Genomic DNA, 11018 nt, shown 5'->3' with positions numbered 1-11018 from the left:
GACAAATGAATGAGTCCAAGGAGATCAGCAGGGTCGCGTCGCCAGAGGTTGTGTCGCTCGGCGGTAGCGAAGCCGCTCGCGAGCGCGCTCCTCAATAGCGCCGTAGCGAGCGAGCGGCTTCGCGGCGGTCATCAATATTCGCCGTTCAACCTCGGGCTGCGGACACCAACCTGATTCAAGAAACTATTTGATGACCGATGACACAGCGAAAGCCACGCTCTCTTTGAGAAGAATGCGGATTCCGATCTCTTGCGCGATGACTGGCCCGAGCCGCCGGATCAAGAGGGCGGGGCCGCCGTGGACCCCCTTGACGGAAAGCCCGTTCGTAGGCCAGGCGGAAGCAACCGGGAGACGCGCTGGCGAAGGGCCGCATCGGTTTCGAGAACGTCCACTACCGCGACGGCAACCATCCCCGGCCGCAGCTGGGCTGCTGCCTTCAGGCGAGTCGAAAAGGAGATCGTCCGGGAGGGTGAAGGCGTTGACGAGGTGAGCCGTGAGTAAGCAATCAAGCTCTGATCGGGATCGACTAACACTGTTTCCATCCGACCGATGGTTGACCTGTGATCGGCGTTACCTCAAGCTAGGCAGGCCGACAAGCTCGGTTGGAAGGCGAAGACCTTTCGATGAGCTCGTCTCCGAAATGCTCGAGGCCCACTGCCGCGCCTACAGGAACATACTGGCGTAACGTGAAAACACGATGGCGTCGCGGGCAGGTGCATCTGTCGTGGGGCCATCCGCACTGCCAGGCACGCCCTCTCGGCCGGCATGCACTCAGGTCCGGTCGTTTGGGTCGGCGAATTCACACATCCTGCAAAGCAGAAAACCATCTGCTCCATTCATGCGGTCGACGATTTCGCGAAAAACTGGCTTTTCAAACAGAGCGGAGTAACCCTCATATAGAAGGTTGCCCAATACGTGACGCCGTTCAAAATCCATAGAGCACAGGGTAACGTCGCCGTTTGGAAGAAGAACATTCCGATACTGTCGTGCGTCCACGCAGGTTAGGGCTCCGACCACTGGCTGACGTGGTGCAACGATCTTAGGGTCGACGCTTCCACCCCTACTGCTCACCGGCCGCGCTTTTATCAGGGCTTCGGTAGGAATAATGTCGGCTATATCTGGGTGGGGCTCGCCCAAGGCCACGAATCGGATCAAGGGGATGTCCGCGTCGACGAGTTGACGAACCAGATCGCGATACTTGTCTCCGACCAGGCGGCTGTTCATGTAGGTGCCGTCATCGAAAACATGGACCACGAATACGCCCAAGCGCAAGGCTTGCAATCGCTGCAGGTCCTGCCCGTTCATTCCCACCAGCGTCGTAAAAATCCTGATGCCATGGCCTTTGGCGAAGGCGTGCTCCACCATTTCGGTACAGTCCGGATTGAGCCAAGGTTCGGAGTATCCCGCAAAACCAATGTCGACGGAAGTCGGTACGCGGGCCAGACACCGCTTGAAATCTTCAAGATCCAGATGACTCGCATGAGACACTTTTCTTTGCCGGACCGCGAACTTGTCCTGGGGACAATATGAACATCCTACGACGCATCCCGTGGTCGTCGTTATCTCCAAAACCCTGCCGGCTGTGTTTGCTGAGCGAAGTTCCGGTAAAATCACTGGTGATTACTCCCATCTACTTCCTGCGAAGCGCCACGATGGTGTGCGTGTGCCTTTGGCTTTCTGATACCGCCTGCTGATCTACCGAGGCAACGCAGACATCTACCCTTTTTGGCAGCCTAAGCCGCCCGGTTCACCGATTTGCCGGGCCGACCCTTCACAAACTTCCAGCGCGTCGGACCAGAGACAGCATTGCATCTTTCGAGGCATCACTCGCTCCGGAGATGTAGCCTCAACCGTTGGTCGCTGGCCCGTCGCCGAGATGCGCGCGCAGCACCCTCGAACCCGCCGGAGAGAAGCTTTCTGGATGCCGTCGATCATCCTTCATCGAGCGAGTTCCGTGTTCTCATGCGGGTCAGCCCTCACACTATATTGCCGCACATCGACCAGCAAAGGCCGAGCTAGTGCGCCTGGCGCGCAGTTACTGCGAGATAGGCTTCGAAAAGCCCGACAGGGCTAAGACGCTCCGCTGTATTGAACCCGAAATGTTTTCTGACAGCTGTCAGATTTTGGACACACATCACTCATCGTCAGTCGCTTAATACGGATGGTAATTTCTTCCAGGAATCGGTGACATTGAACACCACCCTGTCATGACCGCCCAATCTCAGCGAAGCGAACTCAGCATCGCCACCAGGACCAAGCCTGAAGATAAATCCGCCGTAGCAGCGTCAACGACATTTTGCTTTCGAAGCCGGATGGATTGCACGAGGTGATTCGCGCCGTGATGCAGGAGGTGCTCGAGGCCGAGATGGACGAGGCGCTGGGTGCTTCGAAGAGCGAGCGCACGCCGGAGCGTCTCGGCTATCACGCGCGCTACTACGGGCGGAGAACTAGCTGCGCACCTACGGCGGTTGGGTAATCCCAAGGTTCAAAGCTTTTACAACAGCTACCGTTCTGCTGGTCGCATCCAACTTCCGCATTACATTTTTTAAATGGAAATCTATCGTATTTCGTGATCTGCCTAAAATAGTTCCTATTTCCCAAGATGATTTTCCTTGTGACACCAAATCAATGCACTCTATTTCTCTCGGAGACAGGTTATGAGCTCGTTCCGACGCAGTCGTAGTGTCGAACTTCGTAACCATCCGATGAAACCGCAGCGCGGCCATTTGCAGGTAGGTGATCGCTCTATTCTGCAATTCGCAGTCCGAGGATTGAGCAAAACTCACAAACCTAAAGCTGCCACCAGGGCCATGTAATGGGACGGTAACGCCTGACCTCAAGCCGAATGTTGCTGCTTCGTCCAAGACGCGGCGTCCATCTTCAGTTATGTTTTCATCAGTATACACCTCGCTCCATCGAAAGGGTCCCGCCTCCTTTCGACCTTTCTTGATGAGGGGGTCTATTTTGGCATAGCCCATTCTCGAGTAGCGCTCCTGCCATTCAGCAGGATAATTCCACATCACCACAGAACCCTCCCGGTTCGGCTTGAAAGCCCTCTCTGATGCGAGCGGCCCATAGGCAATCCACGGGCAATCGAAATTCAGCGCAAACGCAGACAACAGTTCGAACAACTGTTCGGATTGAGCGACATCATCAGTCATCTTGAGGAATAGGTCTAACTCCACCGCAATCCGCCGGAGTTCCATGATGTCTCCTTCATTGCGTTCTCATTGGTGCACAGTTTGCTCCAACCCAGCCTCGCAACATCCGAAGTCAACGGGACTCGAGCCGGAGTTCCTTCCGCCACCTGGAGTACCCTCAAGAGTCGTGCCAGCTTGCGAGCGAAGCTTCTCCTTCAGGTCGTCAATCGACGGGGGAGGTACCCAGGAGGCGAACCGACAGCACTGTGTCGGGGAGCGCACAATCCGACAGTCGAGCATTCGATTGACGGAATATGGGCAGGAAAGTATTCGCGGCGCGCTTTTGAAATCAGCACCTAAGTGCCGGGCCTGAGAAAGCTGCATTGCAACTGTACTTATTTGATCGAGGCAAGAACAAGCTCAAAATTCAATCGATACATCGACCTTCTTTTCCAATCTCCCGAGTTGAGCAGCCGTAGCAATCGTATCGACTGGATGGCGGCTGACTTTCTCCAGGCTCGGTAACCTGCTGAATTTGTCCTTCGGATGTTCCCGCTCAGTTGGCACGACTTTTGAACTCACCGTCGTGAGGCGGCAAGAGCTGCCCGCCAAAATTGATGCTGTTATGGGGGAGGTCGAAATTCCAGTTTTGTCTTTTATCGTCTTTGGGACCGAGCGTGTTGATGCGCCCGCTTGGAAACTATGAGACGTTTCCCCGTCCATGGGCGCGGCGCCACTTGTCGCGACGTTTTCGCCTTCACTGTTCGCCTCTGGAACAGGCAGCCGGCCCGGCTCGCGATCATCATGACCGCGATGCTCGCCTCCACGCTGGCTGACGTGTTGATGCCGCTCTATTCTGGCCGACTCATCGACGCTGTTTCTCGTGCTGCTAATGCGGCAGCACCAGCTTCGGATTCAGCTGTTGCAGCATTCTCTGTACCGATTGCATTGGCACTCGGTGGCATTGCCATGCGCCACGTCGCCTTCATTGGCCTGAGCGACCTGGTGTTGAAAATGATTTCCGACGTCGCGACCGAAGCGTTCCATCATGTGCAGCGCTTTTCGACAGACTGGCATGCAAACAGCTTCGCCGGCTCGACAGTGCGCAAGATAACGCGCGGCATGTGGGCGCTCGACCTCCTCAACAGCACGATACTCGTCACGCTGCTCCCGTCGTTTGTCATCTTGATCGGCTCGACGGTGCTGCTCGGCTGGCACTGGCCGGTCATGGGCGTGATCTTTGCTTGCGGCTCTCTCGTCTACCTTGCGTTTTCGATTTCGCTGTCGCTCGGCTATGTCGCGCCAGCGGCGAGCCTTGCCAACCGATGGGACACAAGGCTCAGCGGCGCGCTTGCGGACGCGGTCAGTTGCAACGCTGTGGTCAAGGGCTTCGGCGCAGAGGTTCGCGAAGACGAGCGGCTTGCAAATATCATGACGAAATGGCGGCACCGCGCGCGCCGGAGCTGGGTGCGCGGAACGATCATCGGCTCAACCCAAGGCGTAACTTTGGTTGCGCTCAGGGTGGCGGTGGTCGGATATGCCCTGCTTCTGTGGTCGCATGGACAGGCAACGCCGGGCGAGATAGCATATGTTCTCACGTCCTTCATCGTCCTGCAGGGCTATCTGCGTGATGCCGGCATGCATGTCCGCAACGTGCAGCACTCGGTTAATGATATGGAAGAACTGGTGGCCATCCACAATCAGCAGGTGGATGTTGCCGATCGTCCAGAGGCCAAGCCGATCCGGATCACGAACGGCCGTATCGATTTCGAGAACGTCCACTTCCGCTACGCCAACCATCCCCTGCCGCTCTATAGCGAATGTTCGCTGTCGATTGAAGCTGGCGAAAGGGTTGGGTTGGTTGGACCCTCCGGTTCCGGCAAGACAACATTCGTGAAGCTGATCCAGAGACTCTACGACCTGAGCGGCGGCCGGATCCTGATAGACGGTCAGGACGTCTCGGAGGTGACCCAAGAGTCCCTTCGTTCGCAGATCGCGATCGTGCAGCAGGAGCCGATCCTGTTTCACAGGTCGCTTGCCGAGAACATCGCCTATGGCCGGCCTGGCGCGAGCCAGGCCGAGATCGAGCAAGCGGCACGACTGGCAAGTGCCCACGAATTCATCGCGCCCCTGCCGAAGGGCTATGGGACATTGGTCGGCGAAAGGGGTTTGAAGCTCTCCGGCGGCGAGCGCCAGCGCGTGGCGATCGCGCGCGCCTTCCTCGCGAACGCGCCGATCCTTATTCTGGACGAGGCCACATCGAGCCTCGATTCGGAATCCGAGGTGCTCATTCAACAAGCGGTGGATCGGTTGATGGTGGGCCGAACCACACTCGTCATCGCACACCGGCTGTCGACGGTCCGCTCGCTCGATCGGCTGCTCGTCTTCGACCGTGGCCGCATCATGGAGGACGGCGATCATGCCGCCCTGATCAATCTCGATGGTGGCATTTACCGCCGCCTCTTCGAACGGCAGGCGTTGGAACTCGCGAAGGGCCTGGCCTGATCGCTAAACCGGCTTGCGCGATGCGCCGAGCCGTTGCCGGAGAGGGGTGTGGCAGTGACGAGCGGCGGGCGTTAGGCGGCAAAACCAGCACGGCCGGAACTGTCCGCCAAACGGGCGAGCGGGAATGCACCACGTCTAAGCTTCGGCGAATGCGCGCAGTTACACGCGGGCACCGAATTGTCGCGCCTAACGGCGCACGCACCAAAAGGGCGGGAATGTCGACGGCCCGGGAAGAGTGCGGCCCTCGCCGTTACCCACATTTCGCCAAAGGAAGCGAAGTCAACGCACATTGAGAGGGCGGTGCTTCCCGGCCGGCCGGGATCCCTGTCGCTGGCCCAACCTACCGCACGCTGGCCACGTCAACGGTTCAAAGTCCCTTCGGTTCGCAAAGTCGTCCCCTTGGAGACCCGGAAGCGCAGGAGCTCCGACCGCAGTCTTCGCTCAACTCTGGCCATCTGCTCCGGGATTGGATTCCGTTCCCTTGCTAGCACAGTGGCAGCTGAGCACGAACTCGCCGGCCCCGTGTCTTTCGATTACGGCCAACGGGCTTAGGAAGAGATTGGATTCGCCGGCCCTCTGCGGAGCGAATGAACAGTTCTACAGATCATCGACGTCCGCGAAAAAGAGCACGCAGCCGAAATAGCAGGCCTGAAGCAGCAGCGAACAGGCCAGCGTCGTGACGACTGCCACACGGAGCGAATCCAAAGCGAAGTAAACCATCGACGCATTGCTGCACAGGACCAGCCCCACGAGCCGACAAAAAGATGAAGTGCACGCCGCTCCCCTGGTTTTCGCCAGATCATGTTGCGAGCTCGTCGGCCGCAACATGCGTCTGGCAGTTCTTGGGGCAGACGCGGCCGCAGGCTCCGCAGCCTATGCAGCGGCCGGCATCATCGACAACCATGATCATGCGATTGAGCTTGCCGTCGAAATCGTCGTCCTCGTCATCGCAGGGGCGAGGATTTCACCCGCATCATCAACGCCGTGAAGATGCATGACATCGCGCGAGCAGACCTTGAAACAACGGCAGCAGCCGATGCAGGTTTGCTATCGATGGAGGTCAGGTACGACGGCATCCAAATGGAGCCGTCACGGGTGGTGAATGTGCGCATCATCCTAAATTCTTCATTGAAGCGAGTTCTCTCTTGGCAACATCCAACTCGGCATAAACGGCTTGGGTTTTCTCGGCGACTTCCTGTATGTCGGCCCACTTGCCCGGCAGACCCTCGACGAGGTCCTGCAATGCCATCTTGGCAATAGCTGCACGCAACTGGAGCTTTCAGACTTTTTTCCTCATCCTATCTAGGTCTGACATAGATCCTTCCTGGAACAATGGTTTCGTTGATGCGCTCCATCTCGGGCTAGGCTTCAATGGCTGCAGTCGCATCGTCGACCAGTTTCGTACCGGCCTCAGCAAGTTTGCGGAAAGTCTCGAAGCCGAACCGGTGGACGTCTCGACAGAACGCCCAACCGCCGGAAGCCCCCACGGGTTTCATTTCTATTGTCGGCGACGTCGACACGCCGGAGCGCTCCTCGATCGCAAGCGCTACGGCGGTGTAAACATGTCGAGCCTCCACAGCGCGTCAGGATCGGGATCGCCGCCAAAGGGTACCGCACGTTGCTGTTGCTTGGTGATGATGAACTCGGCCAGCAGCTCGGCATCCGAATGGCCTTCCCATAAGCCGAAGGAATCCTGAGTACGAATGAGCCGCAGGAGGCATTTGACGAACGGGGAAGCAAGGGCCTCGTCGTCATTGTTGACAGCAGGGCCAACCGGAGGAATTTCGTTGTTCGTCATTTCAGTCTTCGTCTTCGAGGTACGATTTCCTTTTCCTGCGATGCCCACTCCGGGTCCGCTTGCGTGGCCGACGAATGGCTTGGGCGGGCCAACCCCAAGAGTGCCCCGTGGCCGACCTCGACATGTCCACGAGTGCGAGACCTGCGGCGCGAATTCGCGGCGCACATCGTCTGCGCCGCGATCCGACCGGTGGTCAACGCAATTGAAATCCAACCTTCCGCAAGCCGCCGCCCTGCTGCATCGACATACTTGCTGCGAAGAGAGCTTCGATGGGCGGATTGGCCAGTGTTCAATTCCAATTGTCAGTCCCTTCGCGATTCTTGCTCAGGAAGTGACTTCGTTTTGAGTTTCGGGTGCCTTCTTTTGCGGAGCCACACAAAGATCCGCGTGACAGGCAGGCTCACCCGTGTAGTTGGCCAGTGCTTCGAGCAATGGGGTAAGATAGTACTGTTTGGTGTGGTCCGGAATTGGCCCCAGCCGGTCCACCGATTTCAGTGCCACCTCGATCAACTCGATTGCGCGATCTTTGTTGCCGCTCTCGTAATAATACTGAGCTACCGGGAGGTACCGGAGGTATTTAAACGGGCCATCGCCGTTCGGGGGATTGAGTGCCAGTATCTGTTCCGAGAGCTCGTTGCCCATCGCAAAGCGCTCCGCGCGCGGAAGATGGGAATTGTCCATCGTGGGATCGAAGAGTTGGTTGAGGGCCAAGGCCATCCACGACACCGCGTCGGACGTTTTGTCGATCGCGTCCTCGACCAATTCTCGCATGACCGGCATGCCGGTCTTGATGTCGCGCAGCTTGTGAAGCAGAAGATCCGCATGAATCTGCCGGAACTCACAAGAGTCTGGCATCAAGGCGAGGCCTTCTTCGATGGCCAAGAGCGCCGCCGTCCAATCCTCGGCCTGCATCGCCGGCTCAAGTTTGGCGTATATCGGCCCGGTAAGCGACATTTCGCGCGCTGCAAGTTGGTTATGCGCGATGCGCTTTGCATCGGCGGCTTTCGCTTCATAGCTGCTGCGCCAGCTGCCGTTAAGGACTTTCGGCAAAACGTCATCGAGTTCCGCCGGGTGGCCGATAAAAGCGATGTGGCCGTCGCGGTCGACCACGAACGAGGTGGGAATCCCAATCGAAGAGCTGGGATCCATCCAGAGCTTGTTCATTTCGCCAATGTAATCGAACCCGATACGATAATTCAGATTCGGGAACTCCTCGGTCAGCCAGGCATCCACGTTGGTCCGCGCCTCGTCTGCGGTAGGACCCTGTTCGCAGGCGGCAACTCCGACCGCCTCAAATCCGCTGCCTTCATATTTCTCCTGCAGTTCGATCAAATGGGGCATGGCGTCGACACATGGTCCGCACCAAGTCGCCCAAAACTCAACGAGGTAGACCTTGCCGGGCCGAAAGTTCGTGAGGGGCTCGCCACGCAGCCAGTTCTCCACTTTGATCGCAGGAGCCGGGGACCCCATACGCAGTTCCATCTTGGTGTCCAAAGTCATTCCACACCTTTCGTCTCTTTTGTCGCGGAATATTTTCCAGTCAAAATCGGACACGGTCTCGAGGGCATCGCTCCCTCTGGCTTGCTTCAGCGAAGCTCTCACCGTGTTGCCGCACATCAAGCTGCAACGGAGGTGCCAATTCCCTCAGCTCCGGTAAGCGGCGGGAAATGCTTTGAAATTCTCCACGAGGCCAAATGCGGCCGATTGTCGTGAACCCGACATGTCTTCTGCCGCTGTCGGGTTTCGCCCTATCACTCTTGAGAGCTTGGACGGCTCGCCTGTGATTAGACTGGCCTCGGCCCTCGAGCAGTGGCAGTTTGGCGCCAGTTCGAAAGCGCGAACTCGCCGGCTTGGTCCTCGTGCCGCCACCGCCGCGTGTGGATTCTTGCCCCGGAGTCAAAATTCGCCTCGCGGTTGCCAACGGCGGCATGCGCTCAATGCGCGTGGCGTTGAGCACCGACAGCACGTAATGGTACCAATTAGTGGATGCCCGTCGCTGCCTCCACTTCTCCAGCCAAGCGCTCGAACGACGCTACCTACCCACGTTCGAGCGCGACCGCGGAATCGCAGACTGCCGAACGTCAGCCGTTGCGAAAGGTGTAGCCGTACCCGTTGATCGCCGGTGCGCCGCCTAGATGTGCGTAGAGGACCCTCGATCCCTGTGGAAAGAAGCCCCTCTGGACGAGGTCGATCATCCCTTGCATCGATTTGCCCTCGTAAACGGGGTCCGTAATCATGCCCTCGAGCCGCGCGCACAAACGGATTGCCTCTTTGGTTTCCTCCGATGGAACGCCATAACCCGGGTACGCGTAGTCCATGAACAACACCACGTCTGCCTCGACAATTTCCGCTCCGAGGTGGACGAGCTTCGCTGTATTTTGGGCGATGCCAAGCACCTGCGCCTTGGTCTTGGCGGGCATGGCGGAGGCATCGATACCGATCACGTTGCGCTGTCGACCATCCTTGGCGAACCCGACGAGCATGCCGCCGTGGGTTGAACCAGTCACCGTACAGACGACGATATAGTCGAAGGCAAACCCAAGCTGCTCTTCCTGGGCACGCACCTCCTCAGCGAACCCCACATAGCCCAGGCCGCCGTATTTGTGGACAGAGGCGCCGGCAGGTATCGCATATGGCCTGCCGCCCCTTGCCTTGACTTCATAAAGTGCCTTTTCCCAGCTGCGGCGGATGCCGATGTCAAAGCCCTCGTCAACCAGGCGCACCTCTGCCCCCATGATGCGGCTCAAGAGGATATTGCCGACCCGGTCGTAGACAGCATCATCATGTGGGACCCAGCTCTCCTGGACCAGGAGGCATTTCATGCCGATCTTGGCGGCGACCGCAGCGACCATGCGCGTATGGTTGGACTGCACGCCACCGATTGTGACGAGCGTATCGGCATCTGACGCGATCGCGTCGGGCACAATGTATTCGAGCTTGCGCAGCTTGTTTCCGCCGAACGCGAGACCGGAGTTGCAGTCCTCGCGTTTGACGTAGATTTCCACCTTGTCGCCCAGATGCTTGCCGAGGCGGTCGAGCCTCTCGATCGGCGTGGGTCCAAAGGTGAGCGGATAACGTTCGAATTTTTCCAGCATGCTATCTCCAGCAAAAAAGTACCTGAACCTGCTACGCACCGGTCAGCCCAGGGGTATGGTCGCGTGTTAGCCGAACACAGATTCCCTATACGATCAGCTCAGTCATCAGAGGGTGACCAAAATTGGTGTGGGTCTGAGCACTGATCCTGTCATCCGCGCATCAAAGCAGCAGCACATGCTGGGCATTCGACCAAGCCGGGACACAGCTGAAAATTGCATTCCGCAGTTGATCAGAGTCAGACGACTGGTACCCGAGCTTTCCTGTAACCATCGGCATGCTGGCCCCTGTGGCGAGTTCCACGAGCGCGGCTAGAGGACTGCCAGATCAGAAAGAGCACGCGGCCGAAGTAGCCGGCCTGAAGCAGCAGCGAACAGGCCAGCGTCGTGACGACTGCCACACGGAGCGAATCCAAAGCGAAGTAAACCATCGACGCATTGCTGCACAGGACCAGCCCCACGAGCCGACAAAAAGATGAAGTG

Annotated in this window: 9 protein-coding genes and 3 pseudogenes; 2 read left to right on the top strand and 10 right to left on the bottom strand. The window is 58.1% G+C overall.

Going from position 1 to position 11018, the window contains the following annotated elements; all coding sequences use genetic code 11:
• Positions 1–771: 771 nt before the first annotated feature.
• Positions 772–1488: an SPASM domain-containing protein gene (locus EOA22_RS00280; RefSeq protein WP_224571099.1), complete on the bottom strand. Its 717-nt coding sequence runs from the start codon at positions 1486–1488 to the stop codon at positions 772–774.
• Positions 1489–2207: 719 nt separating this feature from the next.
• Between EOA22_RS00280 and EOA22_RS00275 the strand changes: the two are divergent.
• Positions 2208–2443, top strand: a pseudogene (locus EOA22_RS00275) (transposase); the annotation flags it as partial.
• Between the two features lie 16 nt (positions 2444–2459).
• Here the strand turns inward: EOA22_RS00275 and EOA22_RS00270 are convergent.
• On the bottom strand, positions 2460–3206 hold the full coding sequence (locus EOA22_RS00270) for a LuxR family transcriptional regulator (RefSeq protein WP_127389811.1): 747 nt from the start codon (positions 3204–3206) through the stop codon (positions 2460–2462).
• Between the two features lie 354 nt (positions 3207–3560).
• Positions 3561–3863: a hypothetical protein gene (locus EOA22_RS37565; protein ID WP_127262113.1), complete on the bottom strand. Its 303-nt coding sequence runs from the start codon at positions 3861–3863 to the stop codon at positions 3561–3563.
• Here EOA22_RS37565 and EOA22_RS00265 point away from each other — a divergent pair.
• Complete coding sequence (locus EOA22_RS00265) at positions 3843–5645, top strand: ABC transporter ATP-binding protein (protein WP_063169366.1); 1803 nt, start codon at positions 3843–3845, stop codon at positions 5643–5645. The genes EOA22_RS37565 and EOA22_RS00265 overlap by 21 nt on opposite strands.
• A gap of 597 nt (positions 5646–6242) precedes the next feature.
• On the opposite strand, the gene EOA22_RS38505 is transcribed toward EOA22_RS00265, so the two are convergent.
• The 7 genes and pseudogenes from EOA22_RS38505 to EOA22_RS00230 all read right to left on the bottom strand — a co-directional run.
• On the bottom strand, positions 6243–6365 hold the full coding sequence (locus EOA22_RS38505; RefSeq protein WP_245478570.1) for an exopolysaccharide production repressor protein: 123 nt from the start codon (positions 6363–6365) through the stop codon (positions 6243–6245).
• Positions 6366–6444: 79 nt separating this feature from the next.
• Positions 6445–6760 (bottom strand): annotated as a pseudogene (gene fdxB / locus EOA22_RS00255) (ferredoxin III, nif-specific).
• Positions 6757–6915: a CCE_0567 family metalloprotein gene (locus EOA22_RS00250; protein ID WP_224571204.1), complete on the bottom strand. Its 159-nt coding sequence runs from the start codon at positions 6913–6915 to the stop codon at positions 6757–6759. The pseudogene fdxB and the gene EOA22_RS00250 overlap by 4 nt, the downstream one beginning before the upstream one ends.
• Positions 6916–7006: 91 nt before the next feature.
• Positions 7007–7443 (bottom strand): annotated as a pseudogene (locus EOA22_RS00245) (DUF269 domain-containing protein).
• Positions 7444–7767: 324 nt separating this feature from the next.
• On the bottom strand, positions 7768–8925 hold the full coding sequence (locus EOA22_RS00240; RefSeq protein WP_063170386.1) for a TlpA disulfide reductase family protein: 1158 nt from the start codon (positions 8923–8925) through the stop codon (positions 7768–7770).
• 599 nt (positions 8926–9524) lie between these two features.
• Complete coding sequence (locus tag EOA22_RS00235) at positions 9525–10538, bottom strand: 1-aminocyclopropane-1-carboxylate deaminase (protein WP_024505903.1); 1014 nt, start codon at positions 10536–10538, stop codon at positions 9525–9527.
• 236 nt (positions 10539–10774) lie between these two features.
• On the bottom strand, positions 10775–11018 hold a 244-nt coding region (locus EOA22_RS00230), incomplete at its 5' end, for an exopolysaccharide production repressor protein (protein WP_127313226.1).

Origin of the sequence: Mesorhizobium sp. M7A.F.Ca.US.014.04.1.1, from assembly GCF_003998745.1 — a bacterium.
GTDB classification, from domain to species: Bacteria; Pseudomonadota; Alphaproteobacteria; order Rhizobiales; family Rhizobiaceae; genus Mesorhizobium; species Mesorhizobium ciceri.
The sequence above is the reverse complement of the archived record's forward strand: the minus strand, read 5'-3'. Positions and strand labels throughout refer to the sequence as shown.